We start from the raw sequence: 16,850 nt of genomic DNA, 5'->3' as shown, positions 1-16,850 counted from the left end.
TCCGCCGGGGCTGCGTCCTCTCTGCCGTCAGGCCGCGCCGCGAACCGTGCAGTGCAGCGAGTTGTCCCGCACGTCGGCGACGATCGTGTCCCCGGGCTCGGTCTCGCCGCCCAGGAGCAACGAGGCGACGCGGTTGTCGAGCTCGGTCTGTATCGTGCGGCGCAGCGGCCGGGCGCCGAACTCCGGCTGATAGCCGTGAGCGACCAGCAACTTCTTCGCCGCGTCGGTGACTTCCAGGGTCAGGCCCTGTGCGTGGACGCGGTGCTTGCTCCGGTCCAGGAGGTGTTCGACGATCGCCGACAGGTCTTCCTCGGTGAGGCTGTGGAAGATGATGATGTCGTCGATGCGGTTGAGGAACTCGGGCAGGAACCGCCCTCGGAGGTCCTCCATCAACTCGTCCTTGAGCTCGGCCGCGTCACCCTTGTGGGCCAGGATGCGATGGGCGCCGATGTTGGACGTCATGATGACGACGCAGTGCCGGAAGTCGACCGTGCGGCCCTGTCCGTCGGTGAGGCGGCCGTCGTCGAGGATCTGGAGCAGCGTGTTGAAGACGTCTGGGTGCGCTTTCTCCACCTCGTCGAACAGCACCACGCTGTAGGGCATGCGGCGGACCTTCTCGGTGAGCTGGCCGGCCTCCTCGTAGCCGACGTATCCGGGAGGCGCGCCGACGAGCCGGGCGACGGTGTGCTTCTCCTGGAACTCGCTCATGTCGAACCGGATCATGCGGTCTTCCTCGCCGAAGAGCAGTTCGGCCAGTGTCTTGGCGAGTTCGGTCTTGCCGACTCCCGTGGGCCCCAGGAAGAGGAACGAGCCCACCGGACGGTTGGGGTCCCCCATGCCCGAGCGATTGCGGCGCACGGCTTCGGAGACCGCGGTGACCGCCTCGTCCTGGCCGACGATCCTGGCGTGCATCTCCTCCTCCAGCCGGAGGAGCTTCTCCTTCTCGCCCGCGGTGAGCTGGGAGACGGGAATCCCCGTGCGGCGCGAGACGATGTCGGCGATGTCGGAGGCGGTGACCGAGACAACGCCTTCACGGCGCTCCTCGATGCCCGCGAGCTCGCCCTCCACCTCGGCGATCTGCCGCTTCAGCTCCGAGGCCTTCTCGAACTCCTCGCCGGCCACGGCCTGGTCCTTCTCCCGTCGCAGCTTCGCGAGGCGGTCCTCCCGGCTGACGACCTCGGTGGAACGACCGGCGCTGCGCAGCCGTACGCGGGCGCCTGCCTGGTCCATGAGATCGATGGCCTTGTCGGGCAGGAAGCGGTCGCTGATGTAGCGGTCGGAGAGTTCCGCCGCCGCGGTCAGGGCGCCGTCGGCGAAGCGGACCTGGTGGTGTGCCTCGTACGCGTCCCGCAGCCCTTCGAGGATCTGCACCGCTTCCTCGACGGTCGGCTCGGGGATGAGGACGGGCTGGAAGCGGCGCTCCAGGGCGGCGTCCTTCTCGATGTGCTTGCGGTATTCGTCGATCGTCGTCGCTCCCACGACGTGGAGCTCACCGCGTGCCAGTGCGGGTTTGAGCATGTTGCCCGCGTCCATCGAGCCCTCGCCCGTCGCGCCGGCGCCGACAACCGTGTGCAGTTCGTCTATGAAGAGGATGATGTCGCCGCTTGCCGCCTGGACGTCCTCGATGACCTTCTTGAGCCGCTCCTCGAACTGCCCGCGGTACTGCGCACCGGCCACCATTCCGGACAGGTCCAGGGAGACGACCCTCTTGTCCTTCAGGGTGTCGGGCACCTCGCCGGCCACGATCCGCTGGGCCAGTCCCTCCACGATGGCGGTCTTGCCGACACCGGGCTCCCCGATGAGCACCGGGTTGTTCTTGGAACGCCGCGAGAGGATCTCGATGGTCTGCTCGATCTCCTCGGCCCTGCCGACGACGGGGTCGAGCCTGCCCGCCTTCGCTTCCTCGGTGAGGTCCATGCCGTACTCGTCCAGCGTCGTCGACGGCGGCTTCCCGGCGGCGGGGGCACCGTCCCCCCGGGCCGCCTGCTCCGTGTGGCCCTTCAGCTTCTGCGTGTCCATGTCCTCAGCGCGCAGGAACCGCGCGGCGCCGGAGTCGGGGTCCTCCAGGAGTGCGCTCAGGATGTGCTCGGGGCCGATGTAGGACACCCCTGCCGCCTGCGAGTCGCCGTAGGCGGTGGCGAGGGTGCGCTTCGCCGCCGGGGTGAGCCCGGGCTCCGCGGACGGTTCGCCCGCCTCGCGGGGCAGCACCTCGGCGATCCGGGCCGCGAGCGTGTCGACGTCGACACCGGCCTGGGTGAGCAGCCTCCGGGCGGGGTCCACCTGGGTGGCCGCCCAGAGCAGGTGTTCCGTGTCGAGGTCGGCGGTGCCGTTCTCGGCCGCCTTCCCCGCGGCCAGGCCCAGGAGCTCGTGCGAGGACTCCGTGAGCAGGCGGCCGATGGGTACACGTTGCACGGCAGGTGGCGACGAGGAGGGCGACATACCGAAGAACCGGTCGAACATCTCGCTGAACGGATCGGACGAACCGAAGGGTGAACCGAACGCCATCGACATGTCAGCTCCAGACAAGCATGGGGTCCTCCCACTGAAACCCCATGTGCGCCGCTCTGCAAACGGAGTGGAACCACCCGTCGAAGACGCTGCGGTCGCCCTGGGCGACTGGAGGGACGGGCCGGTCAGAGCTCCGTGGCTGCCGTGAGGGAACGCGGCCGCAGATCGGTCCAGTTGGCCTCGACGAAGTCCAGGCACGTCTGCCGGCTGTTCTCGTCGAGGGCGACCGTCCAGCCTCCGGGCACCGCCACGAAGGAAGGCCACAGCGAGTGCTGGCCCTCACCGTTGACCAGGACCAGGAACCGGCCGTCGGGGTCGTCGAACGGGTTGGTGCTCATATGTCGGTACCTCGCTCGGGTCATGGGTCGAGGATGGAAGGAGAAGTCAAGCTTAGGTTAGGCTCCCCTAATCGACATGAGCTTAGCCGGTCCTTCTTACCTCTCACAAGGAGACGTTCATGCCCCCGGTGACCGAACGGATCCGCACCGAGGACGACTTCGCCGCGTTCGGACTGCACGGCGCACCCGGCACCGACGCGTTCTGGGCGGCGGCGCGCACACCCGTGTCGGTGCCCGCCGGCGACGGCGGCTGGGTGACCCTGTTCCTCCGGCGCGGCTCGCCCGCGAGCATCGGCTTCGAGAGCTGGTCGGAGCCGGTCCCCCTGCGCCGGTGGCGCGACACCGACTGCTGGTACGCCGAAGTTCCCGTGCCCGCACGACTGCGGGTGACGTACCAGTTCCTCGCGGACGGTACTGCGTACGCGGACCCGCTCAACCCGGCCGGTGCCGGCCCGGACCGTTCCGTCGCCTCGGCCCCGGACGCCCCTGCCCAGCCGCACTGGCCGCTCGTCGGCGCCGACGACGTACTCCCCCTCCCCGGTACCCGGCTCCGCTGGAACAGCGAACGGCTCGGCGGGAGGCGTACCGTGCGCGTCCACCCGGCGGGCGGCGGCGGGCCGGTGGTCCTGCTGCTGGACGGGGACGACTGGCTGTACCTGCATCCGGCCATGGCCGCGTTCGACTCGGCCGTCGCCGTCGGCGAGATTCCGCCCGTCACACTCCTCTTCCTTCCCGCCAGGGACCGGGCTGCCGAGTTCCGGGCCGGGTCCGGGCTGTGGGAGGCGGTCCGGGACGAACTGCTGCCGCTGGTCACGGAGTCCGGAGTGAGCGCGGACCCGGACCGGCTGGTGGTCGCCGGACAGAGCCTCGGCGGGCTGAGCGCGCTCAACGCGGCCCTGGAGTTCCCGGAACTGGTGTCGCGGGTCGCCTGCCAGTCGGGGTCGTTCTGGTGGACACCTGCCGCGAGGGATCTGGCGGACCCCTTGGGCGGCGCTCCCGGCGGTTCCGTGGCCGCACGCCTGCGGGCACGCCCCGACCTGACCGGGCTGCGGGTCGCGTTCGACGTCGGGGAGCACGAGCCACGGATGCTGCCCCACTGCGAGCTGGTCGAGAGCCTGACCGCAGAGGCCGGCGCGACGGTACGGGTGTCACGGTCGGCGTCCGGCCACGACCGGGCCGGCTGGCGGCACGCCCTGCTCAGGGATGTCGCCTGGGTACTCGGCGAGAGCTCCTAGTGCCACGGCAGGCAACGTTTGCCCCGTCGCGACGCCCGGCACGCACTCTCGCCGCACCGGCCGAAAGCCCGAGTACGTCCGGTACGAGGACTTCCGTCCGGCACGCCGAGAGCACGCACCGGACGCCGCTCCTTCACGGGCAAACGTTGCCCGCCGAGGCACTAGCCACTCACCTCGCCACCGCCCGGCAGTAGGCCTCGTCGGTGGCCAGCAGGTTGCGGTGCGTGTCCTCGGCCGTGATGACGCCGTCGTCCAGGACGAGAACCCGGTCTGCCGCGTCCAGGACGGCCGGACTGCTGGTGATCACGACGGTCGTGCGGCCCCGGCGGAGCTTCACGAGATTGCGCGCGATCAGCTGTTCCGTGACCGCGTCGACGGCCGTGGTCGGGTCGTGCAGCACCAGGACGTCGGTGTCGGCGGCCAGGGCGCGGGCCAGGGACAGCCGCTGGCGCTGCCCGCCGGACAGGTTCGCCCCGCGGTCGCGGACGCCGTGGTCGAGCCCCGCCCGGTGCAGGGCGACGACGTCGGTCAGCATGGACGCCTCCACGGCCTCCGGGACCATCCGGCTGGTGCCCGACGGGTCGATGTTCGTACGGAGGGTGCCCGCGAAGATCTCCCCGTCGTACGGGTTCACCAGCATGTGCTCACGGACCGCTTCGACCGGCAGGTCGGCGATCTCCGTCCCGCCGACCCGTACCGCTCCCTCGTAGGCGTGCGGCGGGACGCTCACCGCCAGAATCGACGCGAAGTCCGCTGCCGCACGCGGCTGGTAGGCGGTGATCGCCACGAACTCGCCTGCCGCCACGCGGCACTTGAGCCTGCGCAATGTCCCGTAGCGCACGCAGTCGATCTCCAGGTCACCGCCGGGGGCCGGGCGCCCGGTCCCCGGTGTCGTCACCGGCGGCGCCGCCAGCACCAGTGCCATCCGCTCGGCCGAGGCGCGCGCCATCATCACGTACTTGGGCATCTCGGAGAACATCTTCAGCGGTTCCATGATGAACTGTGCGAGGCCCACCGCCATGACCAGCTCCCCGATGGTGATCCGCCCCTCGAATGCCAGCCAGCCGGCGGTCAGGGTCACGGCGGCGGCAAGGACCGCGTTGAGTGCCTGTGCGGCGCCGGCGTACGCGCCGTTCACCCTGGCGACGGTGACCGCCTGGTGCTTCGCCTCCGTACTCACCTTCCGGTAGGACACGAACGCCGCGTGGTTGCCGCCGAATCCGTGCAGCGGGCGCAGGCCGGTGATCAGGTCGGCGACCTTCGCACCGGCGCGCGCCACCCGGGCCTGCTGCTCCTGGGTACTGGCGCCGATCCGTTTGGACATCACGCTCAGGATCGTGAGGATCACGACGGTGCCCATGATCACCAGGAGTCCGAGCCGGAGTTCCGCCAGGCCCAGTGCGACGGACGCGACCAGCACCGCGACCAGCGAGCTGATCAGCAGCGGCACCACCTCGATGATGTCGGCGGTGGAGTCGGCGTCCTCGGTGGCGATGGTCAGCACCTCACCGGACTTCAGGTCGATGTCCCTGTCCACCGGCTGGAGTCCGCACGCCGCGACCTCCACCCGCCAGCGGTGCGCCTCGGTCGTGTTGGCCTTCTGCAGGACGCGCATCCCGAACCGCCACGACAGCGACACGGTCGTGATGATCACGGCCAGCGCGCCGATCGACACCCCGAGGGAACCGAGGCTGCGGTCCTGCAGGGTGTGCTCGACGATCAGACCGAGCGCGATGGGGAAGGCGGTCTCACCGGCCTGGTACAGGCCCATGAGGACGGTGCCCCAGGCCATGGCGCCGATATTGCGGCGCAGGGCGCTCCGCAGGATGCCGGCTCCTCGCAGGGGCCCGCGGGTGTCAGCAGTTCGCATCGAGGTGACCGGCAATCGCTTCGGGGGTACGCAGGGTGAGCAGGTCGCGGATCGTGATCACTGGGCCGTACTCCCGGCGGAGCAGCCCGGTCAGGCGCACCGCCAGCATGGAGTGTCCACCGAGGGCGACGAAGTCACTCACCGCGCTGACCTCGTCGTCGTCCAGGTCCAGGGCCTCGGCGAAGAACTCGCACACCGTGATCTCGGTGCCGGTCTGCGGTGCGCGTTCGGACACCGTGGTCAGCACACCCAGCGGCTTGGCCTCCGGCAGCGCCTTGGTGTCGGCCTTGCCGTTCACGGTCAGCGGGATGCGGTCGACCTGCGCGTAGTGCGTGGGACGCAGGAAGTCCGGTAGCGCGGCGGCCACTTCGGCGGCGACGGACGCCAGGCCGGAGCCCTCGAGCACCAGGTAGGCGGCCAGCCGGTACGCTCCGTCGACCTGCGGGTCCGGCTGGGCGACCGCGGCGGCGAACCGCACCGCCGGGTGCGCGGCGAACGCGGCCTCGACCTCGCCCGGTTCGACCCGGTGGCCCCGGATCTTGACCTGCTGGTCGGTGCGGCCCAGGTACATCAGGTTGCCGTCGGGCCGCCGGAGAACCAGGTCCCCGGTGCGGTACATGCGCTCGCCGGGTGCGCCGAACGGGCAGGCGACGAACCGGTGCGCCGTCTGCGCGGGCTGTCCGAGGTAGCCGCGTGCGATGCCGACGCCCGACACGTACAGCTCGCCGGGAACGCCGTCCGGCAGGGGGCGCAGCCACGGGTCCAGCACGTACACCTCGGTGTTGTCGATCGCGACGCCGACGACCGGGTCCTCGCACTCGAAGGTACCGACGCCGAGGGTGTTGATGGTGTACTCGGTGGGACCGTACAGGTTGTAGCCGACCGTGCCCTCGGTCTCCGCGAGCCGCTGCCACAGGGCCGGGGTGACGGCCTCGCCGCCCAACAGCACCAGGGCGGGCCGCCGTTCGGCGTGGTCGAGCAGCCCTTCCGCCACCAGTTGTTGCGCGTAGGTCGGGGTCACGTTGATGACGTCGATCCCGTGCTCCAGGCAGTAGGACACCAACCGGGGTGCGTCGCGCCGCAGTTCCTCGTCGCAGATGTGCACCTCGTGGCCGTCGGCGAGCCACAGCAGCTCCTCCCACGACATGTCGAAGGCGAACGACACGGTGTGCGCGATCCTGAAGCTCCGGTGGCCGTGTTCCGCCAGCACCGGTTCGAAGATCCTCCGCTGATGGTTGATCAGCATGTTGGTCAGCCCGGCGTACTCGGTCACCACGCCCTTGGGCTTCCCGGTCGATCCGGAGGTGAAGATCGTGTACGCGGGGTGCCGCAGGCGGTTCGGATCGTCGGGCGCGTACGTCCGGTACGGTTCGGCCCCGGGCAACGGACGGTCGAGCTCGATCAGGTCACCGGTCAGCCGGGGCGACACCGCGCTCACCGTGAGGATCACGTCCGGGCGGGCGGCGTCGACGATCGCGGCGATCCGCTCGTCCGGGTGGTCGAGCTCCAGCGGCACGTACGCGGCCCCGACGCGCAGCACGGCGAACAGGGCAACGATCGAGTCGAGGGAGCGCGGGATCGCAAGGGCCACGGTCCGTTCCGGCCCGATGCCGCGACCGGCCAGCACTCCCGCCACCGCACGGCTGCGGTCCCGGAGCTGGGCGAAGGTCAGCGCCGAGCCGTGGGCGACGAGGGCGACCCGCTGCGGGTCGCGGTCCGCCGCCCGGTCGAACCGGTCGACGACCGTGTCCGTACCGACGTCCGTACGCGCGGCGGCCTCGGGCAGTGCGCCCACCCCGCGCAGGGCCCCGACCGGGCCGGTGGACGTGGCCACGTCCTCCAGCACACGCAGGTAGTCGTCCAGGAGCCGGCGGGCGCCCACGGGGTCGTCGTCGCGGTGCTCCAGCTTGACGGTGAGCCGGTCGCCGGGCGTGACGACCCAGGTGAACGGGTAGTGGGTCGAGTCGTCGGCCTGCACCGAGGTGATGCCGTGCCTGGCGTTCATCCCGGCGAGCGCGTCCAGGTCCAGGAAGTTCTGGAGCACGAACAGGTTGTCGAACAGGGTGTCGTGTCCACTGGCCCGCTGGATCTCGCCGAGCCCCAGGTGCTCGTGTTCCATCGCCGCGACCCGGGACGCCTGGACGGCCATCAGGTACGCGCCGACCGTGTCGTCCGGCCGGGCCCGCGTCCACATGGGCACGGTGTTGAGCAGCACGCCGACGATGCCGGACAGGCCCTCGCCCTCCCGCCCCGAGACGGTCACCCCGAACACCGCGTCACTGCGGCCGGTGTGCGCTCCGAGCAGGAGGCCGAACGCCCCGGTCAGCACGGAGTTGAGCGTGACGCCGTGCGACTTGGCCGCGTCCCGCAGCAGGTCCGACAGGTCGGCGGACATCGTGTGCACGAGCGCGCGCGGAGTTGCGTCCGTGACGGCCGGCTGCGGCCCGGCGAGCAGCGTCGGGCCGGTCAGGCCGTCCAGGTGCTCCGCCCAGAAGCGTTCCGCGACGGCGGGGTCCTTGGCGGCGAGCGTCCGGGCGTAGTCCTCGAAGCCCGGGGTGAGCGGGGGCGCGTCCAGTGGTTCGCCCGCGACGACGGCCCGGTAGGCGTCGAACAGGTCACGCAGCAGGATCTCGCGGGACCAGCCGTCCCACAGCAGGAGGTGGTAGCTCAGCAGCAGGCCGTCGCGCCCGCCGGGCAGACGTACCACGGTCAGCCTGACGAGCGGCGGCTCGCCCGGGTCGAATCCGGTGTCGCGGTCCTCGGCGCGCAGCGCGTCGGCTTCGGCCTCCGTCGCGAGGGTGACCGTGCGGACGTCGACGCGACGGCCGGCCCGGAGGACCTGGACCGGGTTTCCGCGGTCGTCCGTGGTGAACCCGGCGCCCACGCCCGGGTGCCGCGCGATCACGTACGCCATCGCCTCGGCCAGCGCGTCGGTGTCCAGGCGCCGGTCGAAGGTGAAGTAGCTCTGCGCGACGTAGTGTCCGGCCGTGCCCGCCATCTGGGCCTGGAAGTACAGGCCGCGCTGGAGAGGAGTGACCGGTGCGGTGCGCTCGGCCGTCGTGGAGGCGTCCGCGATGCGCTCCAGCGCGGCCAGCCAGTGCCCGGTGATCGCGTCGGGGATGCCGTCGGCGAGGGTGAAGGCCGCGTGCAGGCTTCCGGTGGCCTCGTCGGTCCAGGCGTTGACCTCGACGCCGTACGGGCTGTCCTCGTCCGCGCCGGTGATGTCCAGGGCCTGGGACTCGTTGCCCCGGCCGAGGTAGTTGAACAGCACCTGCGGGCGGGCGGTCAGCAGCGGGGCCGTCTGCGGGTCGAGGTACCTGAGCCGGCCGTAGGCGACGTGCCCGTCCTCGTCCGGCTGCCGTGCGGCGACTTCGCGCGCCGCCTCGACGGGGTCGGTGTGCGCGGTGAGCCGGACGGGAGCGATGGCGGTGAACCAGCCGACCGTACGGGTGTAGTCGTGGTGTTCCCGCATAGGGACCCGGCCGTGGCGCTCCAGGTCGACCGCGAGATCGGTGGGCGACGGCTGGACCCGGGTGAGCGCGGTGCGCAGGGCGCCGCAGAGCAGCTCGGTGAGACCGATGCCGAGCGCGGCGGGCGCGGTACGTGTCACCCGGGCGCTCACGTCGGGCGCGAGCACGACGGTGGTCGCGCGCAGGCCCTCGACGCAGGGCAGCAGCGCGGGCGCCCCGAGGGTGGTGATCCAGTCCCCCAGGCCGGACGCCCGGGCTGAACGGGCACTCAGCGCTTCGGCGTACTCGGCGTAGGAGGTGGTCGGCGGCGCCAGGACCCCGCCCCTCAGGGCGGCGGCCAGGTCGTCGAGCAGGATCAGCCACGACACCGCGTCGACGGCGAGGTGGTGCACGGTGACCACGAGGGTGCGGCTCTCCGGCATCCAGGAGAACGCGATGACGTCCCCGGACTCGGCATCGAGGCGCCCGGCGGCCTCGTTCGCGACGGCCGTCGCGTCCGTCGTCTCCGCCCGGACGACGGAGACCTCGCGGCGGGGTTCGGTGCGCAGGCCCCACACGCCGTGCTCGATGTGCAGCCGGAGCCGCAGGACGGGGTGCGCGGCCACGACGGCGTGCGCGGCACGTTCGACCTCGGCGAATCCGGCGCCCTCCGGCACCACCAGCGTTCGGGCCTGGGCGAACCGGACGAGCGAGCCGCCCAGTTCGCGCCTGCGCAGGATGATCGGCGTCGCGGGCAGTGGGCCGTCCTCACGTCGGACCGGCTCGGCGGCCGCGGTCTGCGGCGTACGCGAATCCAGCTGCTCGGCGAGTGCGCGCGGGGTCTTGAACAGGAAAACGTCCCGCGGTGCGATGAGAAGTCCGAGGGCCCGGGCCCGGTTGATCACGGTGATGGCGAGAATGCTGTCGCCGCCGGCCATGAAGAAGTCGGTGTCGGCGTCCACGGTGGATCCGGGAAGCACGTCGCCGAAGACACCGACCAGTGCGGCGAGCGCGGAGCCGGTCGCGGCCTCGGGGAGAGCGTCCGTCCCGGCATGCTCGGTCAGCGCCTTGCGGTCCAGTTTGCCGTTGACCGTCAGCGGCAGCGCGTCGACGCGTCGCACCCGGCCCGGCACCATGTGCACGGGCAGCTTCGCGCTCAGCAGACCCGTGAGATCGTCGGGCACCCCGCCCACGACGTGCGCGACCAGGTGGTCGCCGCTGTCCGCCACGGTGACGGCCACGTCGACCACACCGTCGAGTCCCCTGATCGCCGTCTCCACCTCGCCGAGCTCGATCCGGAACCCCTTGAGCTGGACCTGGTCGTCGGCGCGGCCGGCGAACTCCAGCTCCCCGTCGAGCGTGCGCCGGGCGAGGTCGCCCGTGTGGTACATCCGGGAGCCGTCTCCCGCGAACGGGTGGGCCACGAACCGGCCCGCGGTGAGTCCCGGCCTGCCGAGATAGCCGAGCGCCACCTGGTCGCCCGCGACGTAGATGGCCCCCACCCTGCCGGGCGGCACCGGCCGGAGCCGGTCGTCGAGGAGATAGGTGTCGAGGCCGGGGACCGGACCGCCGATCGGACTGACACCGGTTCCTGCGCCGACGTCTGCGCCGAAGGTCTCGTCGCTGAGCACCCGGTGGGTGACGTGGACGGTGGTCTCGGTGATGCCGTACATGTTGACCAGCTCGGGCGAGCCGGTGCCGTACCGCTCGACCCAGCCGCGCAGCCGCGCCGGATCCAGCGCCTCTCCCCCGAAGATGATCCGCCGCAGTGTGGTGGCCGGTTCACCGGCGTGCCGGTCGGCCTCGATGAACCGGTAGAACGCCGATGGCGTCTGGTTGAGCACCGTGACCCCGCGCTCGCGGACCATCCGGTGGAAGTCGACCGGGGAACGCGTCAGCGCGTAGTCCGGTACGAGCAGCTCACCGCCGTGCGCCAGCGCGCCCCACAACTCCCAGACGGCGAAGTCGAAGGAGTACGAGTGGAACTGGACCCACACGTCGTGCGGGCCGAAGCCCATGCCGGACCGGGTGTTCGCGAGCAGCGCCACGACGGAGGCGTGCGGGACGACGACGCCCTTGGGGCGGCCGGTGGACCCGGAGGTGTAGATCACGTACGCGGGGTCGTGCGGGCCGGGGCTCGAAGTCTCCGGCACCGGCCCGTCCGCCTGCGGCAGTTCGTCCCCGAGCACGAGCACCTGGGCCTGCACGCCGGCCCTGGACAGGAGTCCAGTGAAGCGGTCACGCTGCTCACGGTCCACGAGAACGGCCTGCGGGCCGGAGTCGGCGAGGATGTACTCCAGCCGCTCGTCCGGGTACGCCAGGTCCAGCGGTACGTAGGCGCCGCCCGCGGTGACGATCGCGATCAGCGCGACGACCTGCTCCAGGGAACGCGGCACGGCGACGGCGACGCGTGCGCCCGGCCCGACACCGGCCACTCGCAGCGCCTGAGCCAACTCGTCCTTCGCTGCGGTCAGTTCGCCGTAGGTGAGCGACCGGGTGCCGCCGTCGAGGGCGCACTGGGTGACGGCGACGGCGGCCGGGTCGCGGAGTGCGGCGGCGTCGAACAGTGCGCCCAGGGTCGTCGGGATGACCGGTGCGGGAGGCTGGTCGCCCTCGGAGGCCAGGTCCTCGACCCGTGCGTCCGGCCGGGTGAGCAGGCCGGTCAGTGTGCGGGTGAACGTACGCAGGATCGCCTCGGCGCCCGATGTCCGGAGCAGAGCGCCGTCGTGGATCAGGTTGAAGCGCGGCCGGCCGTCGGTGGCGCGTTCCACGACCAGCGTCAGCGGGTAGTGCGGTGCTCCCTCGTTCACGATTCCGGTGATGACCAGTTCGTCGTCGGGTCCGCGCAGAGCGGCCACGTCGGTCGCGACGTCGAACACGACCAGGGTGTCGAAGCGGGCACCGGCGCCGGCCGACCGGCCGATCCGCGCCAGTGAGACGTGCTGGTGCGGCAGCACGGCGCTCTGGTGCTCCCGTACCGAGGCGAGCAGGCCGGACGCCGTCGTGGTCGCGGTCCAGCGCGCACGTACGGGGATCGTGTTGATGAACAGGCCCACCATGTCGGCGATGCCGGGCACATCCGCGTCGCGCCCGGACACGGTGGAGCCGAACACCACGTCCGTGCCGTGCAGGATGCCGCCGAGCGTCACCGCCCAGGCGCTGTGCACGGCCACGCTCAGGGGCACGCCGGCCGTCCGGGCGGCCGCGTCGATGTCGTCCGCCGGTTCCATGGCCGTGTCGGCGAACCGGTCGGACGGGGTGTGCCCCTCGGCGACCAGCGAGGGGCCGGAAAGGCCTGCCAGCTCGTCGCGCCAGACGCGGTCGCTCTCGTCGTCGTCGCGCCCGGCGAGCCACTGCACGTAGTCGGCGAAGCCGCCGGTCCCGTACGCGGCCCCCGGCCGGTGGTACTCGGCCAGCAGCGTGCGGAGCGTCGGCGGCACCGACCAGCCGTCGGCGATGATGTGGTGCACGGTCTGCACCAGCACGTTCCGGCCGGGCCCGCCGCGCAGGAGCGTGTATCGCATGAGAGGGCCGGTGGCCAGGTCGAACCCGGCGCGCCGGTCCCGCTCGGCGTACTCGCGGATCTCGGCGTCGGTGATGCCGGGGCGGTCCAGCGTGGTGAAGGGTGCCTCGGCACCACTCTCCAGCACGGAGACCACCCGGCCGTCGGCCAGGGCCACGAACCGGGCGGCCAGGTTGGGGTACAGCGTCAGCAGCCGGGTGGCCGCCGCCGCGAGCCGTCCGGCGTCCACCTCGCCGTCCAGCGTCAGCAGTTGCTGCTCCACGTAGCTGCCCGCCGAGTCCTCGTCGAAGACCGAGTGGAAGTACAGGCCCTCCTGCAACGGGGTCAACGGCAGGATGTCGTACAGCCCGGGGCCGTCCAGGGCGTCGACATCGGCCTGGGTGAGCGGAAGCGGGCCGAAGTCGCTGGGCGAGTGGCCGCCGCGGTCGAGCGCGGCGAGCCCGGCCAGGGCATCCCGGAGGTACTCACCGACGACGGCGATGTCCTCGTCGGTGAACATGCCGTCGGGCCAGGAGATGGTGGTGACCAGCTCGTACCCGCCGGTCGCGGCCGGTTCGGCGATGAGGTTGAACTCCAGGGCGCGCGGCAGGCGCATCCTCGGGTCGCGCTTCTCGCCCAGCTGCCCCGCCGTCCCGGCGAGCTGCCAGTCCCCGGAGGTGCCCGAGTCGAAGCGGCCCAGGTAGTTGAACAGCACCTGGGGCGCGGGCGTGTCGAAGCGGGTGCCGGCCATGTAGCGCAGGGCGCCGTAGGAGAGACCGTTGCCCGGTACGCGGGCGAGATCCTCCTTGACCGCCTTCAGCGCGGCGGCCAGGTACTCGGATGAGGTGAAGGAGGCTGCGGTGCCGGGGTCGACGGTCACCGGGAAGAGAGTGGTGAACCAGCCCACGGTCCGCGAGAGCTCCGGTTCGAAGCCGGCGGTGCCCGCGACGAACCGCCCTTCGCGGCCGTGGCCCTCCAGTTCGATGTGCGCGAACGTCTGCTCCTGGCCGAGGTCGCGGCGCCAACGGGCGAGGGCGACCGCGAGCGCGGTCAGCAGCACGTCGTTGACGCCCGCGTGGAACCTGGCGGGGATCTCGCTCAGCAGCGCCGACGTGATGTCGGCCCCCACCGATACGGTGCGCTCCCGCTCATGGGCGACGGTGTCCGTCTCGGACAGCGAACGCCTGCCCAAGGGGCCGTCCACGCCCGGCAGGGGATGCTGGAAGTAGGTGCGGCCCGTGTCGAACGGGGTGCGTCCGAGCAACTCGGTCCAACGTCTGAACGACGTTCCCACCGGAGGCAGTTCGACCGGCGTGCCCGCGTGGCACTGCCGCCATGCGGTGGCCAGGTCGTCCATCAGGATCCGCCAGGAGACACCGTCGATCACCACATGGTGGACGACCACGACCAGTTGCCGCGCCTCTCGGCGCCAGACGGCGCGCAGCATGACGCCGTTGTCCGGGTCGAGTCCGGCGGTGGCCGAATCGACGCAGGCGTCGAGCGGCAGACCACTCTCCTGCCACGCGGCGACCGCCCCGTCCGCCGCCGGGATGTCGAAGCTCCAGCGCTCCCCGCGCACCAGCCCGGCCCGCAGCATGTCGTGCCGCCGGACCACGGCGGTGAGGATCTCGTCCAGGGCGTCCGCGGTCAGCTCCGGCGGAGTGTTCAGCACCACCGACTGTACGAAGCCGTCGACCGCGTCCGTGGTCTCCCCGAGCCACTGGACGATCGGCGACCCCACCACGGGCCCGGTCGCCATGTCGTCGTCCTCCACCGTGGACACGTCCTCACGGCTCGCGACCGCGGCGAGGGCGCCGACGACGCCGTGGGTGAAGATCTGCCGTGCCGTGACGTGGAGACCGGCGTCGCGCAACGCGCTCAGCAGCGAGATCGCCAGAATGCTGTCCCCGCCGAGCCGGAAGAAGTCCTGGTCGACGCCGACCTCGTCCAGCCGCAGCACCGCCGCGACGGCCGCACAGACCACGCGCTCCTTCTCGGTGGTGGGCGCGACGAACTGCCCGGTGGATGTCACGGGTTCCGGCAGCGCGGCCCGGTCGAGCTTGCCGTTGGCGGTGAGCGGGAACTCCTTCATCACGACGGTGTGGGCGGGCACCATGTACTCCACCATGTGCGCGGCGGCCCACGCCCTGACCTCGTCGGCGCGCAGGTCCTCGTTCCCGGCCGCCGGGATGACGTAGCCGACGAGGTAGGTCCCACCCGCCGTGTTCTTCTTCGCGACGACGCAGGTGTGCCGTACGCCGGGGTGCTCGGCGAGACCGGCCTCGACGTCCTCGATCTCCAGGCGCATCCCCCGGATCTTGATCTGGTTGTCGGCCCGGCCGAGGAAGTCCAGGGAGCCGTCCGCGGCGAACCGGGCGAGGTCGCCGGTCCGGTACAGCCGGGATCCGTCGGCCGCGAACGGATTCGCCACGAAGCGCGACGCGGTCAGGCCGGGCGCGTTGACGTATCCGCGTCCCAGGAGGAAGCCGCCCGCGTACAGTTCGCCGCCGACCCCGACCGGGACCGGGCGCAGTTCGTCGTCCAGTACGTACAACTGGGTGTTGGGGTTGGCCTTGCCGATCGATGTCGACAGGCGTTCCGCCACGCCCCGGTAGATGACGTGCGAGACGCCGATGGTCGTCTCGGCGGGGCCGTAGCCGTGGTACATGGGGATGTCGAGGCGCGTGCGGAAGCGCTCGTAGAGTTCGGGGGTCAGCACCTCGCCGCCGCACCACACATGACTCAGGCTGTCCAGCCGTCCGGAGTCCCCCACCATCTCCAGCAGGACGTCCAGCATGGACGACACCAGGTAGGTGAAGGTGACGCGCTGTTCGGCGATCACGCTCAGCAGGTGGTGCGGGTCGCGTTCGCCGCCGGGCGGCAGGACCACCAGCCGGCCGCCGCACACCAGCGGCAGGAAGATCTCGTTGATGGAGATGTCGAAGGAGAGCGGCGCCTTGAACAGGGACGCGTCGTCGTGGCCGAAGTGCAGGATCTCGTCGACCTGCCACAACAGACGTTCACTGATGGCCTCGTGACGGATCATCGCGCCCTTGGGGCGGCCGGTCGAGCCGGACGTGAAGATCACGTAGGCGAGGGCGGGTCCGGGGACGGCGACCTCAGGGCCCTCGGCGGGGTACGAGGCGAACCGCCATTCGTCGAGGTCGACGGCCACGGCCTCCGGCTCACAATCGGCTTGCTCGCCCGAGCTGTTGAGCTGGAGCACCACCCGGGCGTCCTCGATGACGACGGCCCGGCGCGCGGCGGGCCACAGCGGATCGAGCGGGACGAAGGCACATCCTGCCCGGAGCACTCCGAGCAGTCCGATGACCATGTCGGCACTACGCCCCAGGGAGATTCCCACGACCTGCTCGGCCGTCAGTCCGCGCTCGACCAGATGGTGGGCCAGCTGGCTCGCGTGGGCGGCCACTTGCCCGTACGTCAGCGAGCGGTGCCCGTCCACGATCGCGACCGCGTCAGGGCGTGCCCGCGCCTGCTCATGGAACATCTCCACGATGGTCGGACGGACTCGGCCCGCCCCGGTGTCGTTCCACCGGGCGAGGGCCTCGATCCGTGCCGCGACGCCGGAGGTGCTGATGGTCCCGAGGGGCCGGTCGGGGAATTCGGCGAGGTCGTCCAGGGCGAGCTGGGCATCGGCCGGAGAGACACCTTCAGGGACGGCGATGCTGCGGCCGTCGGTGCCGACCTCCCAACCGGCAGCCCCGGAACCGCCGTTGCCGACCCATCCGAGGACGTCGGCGAACAGGGTGCCGGGGACGAGGCCCATCCCGTCAGGGCCCCGTCCCGTTGACCAGTAGGCCAGACCGATGGCGCACGCGGTGGCGAGGGTCCGGTCGCTGTGGTCACCGGTTCGCCGGCGCAGGGCAGCGAGGCCCGATTCGGAAAGCAGTACGAGACGAGCGCCCGGTTCCATCATCGAAGACTCCG

At 71.4% G+C, this 16,850-nt stretch carries 5 protein-coding genes; 1 reads left to right on the top strand and 4 read right to left on the bottom strand.

Translation table 11 applies throughout. From position 1 onward, the window contains the following. Nucleotides 1-27 precede the first annotated feature (27 nt). Nucleotides 28-2,511, bottom strand: coding sequence for an ATP-dependent Clp protease ATP-binding subunit (locus tag ACIBJG_RS06965; RefSeq protein ID WP_399305387.1), 2,484 nt, complete (start codon nt 2,509-2,511; stop codon nt 28-30). Nucleotides 2,512-2,633: 122 nt separating this feature from the next. Beyond that, nucleotides 2,634-2,846, bottom strand: a complete 213-nt coding sequence (locus ACIBJG_RS06960; RefSeq protein ID WP_399304774.1) for an MbtH family protein — start codon at nt 2,844-2,846, stop codon at nt 2,634-2,636. A gap of 119 nt (nt 2,847-2,965) precedes the next feature. On the opposite strand from ACIBJG_RS06960, the gene ACIBJG_RS06955 reads away from it, so the two are divergent. Continuing rightward, nucleotides 2,966-4,081: an alpha/beta hydrolase-fold protein gene (locus tag ACIBJG_RS06955; RefSeq protein ID WP_399304771.1), complete on the top strand. Its 1,116-nt coding sequence runs from the start codon at nt 2,966-2,968 to the stop codon at nt 4,079-4,081. Nucleotides 4,082-4,250: 169 nt separating this feature from the next. Here ACIBJG_RS06955 and ACIBJG_RS06950 read toward each other — a convergent pair whose 3' ends face one another. Then, nucleotides 4,251-5,951, bottom strand: coding sequence for an ABC transporter ATP-binding protein (locus tag ACIBJG_RS06950; RefSeq protein WP_399304768.1), 1,701 nt, complete (start codon nt 5,949-5,951; stop codon nt 4,251-4,253). Beyond that, the gene (locus tag ACIBJG_RS06945) at nt 5,938-16,839 is read right to left on the bottom strand and encodes an amino acid adenylation domain-containing protein (protein ID WP_399304765.1); all 10,902 of its coding nucleotides are present in this window, start codon (nt 16,837-16,839) and stop codon (nt 5,938-5,940) included. The genes ACIBJG_RS06950 and ACIBJG_RS06945 overlap by 14 nt, the downstream gene beginning before the upstream one ends. Nucleotides 16,840-16,850: the final 11 nt, after the last annotated feature.

It is taken from the genome of Streptomyces sp. NPDC050422 (genome assembly GCF_044458665.1).
Taxonomy (GTDB): Bacteria; Actinomycetota; Actinomycetes; order Streptomycetales; family Streptomycetaceae; genus Streptomyces.
This window is presented reverse-complemented; position numbering and strand designations above follow the sequence as displayed.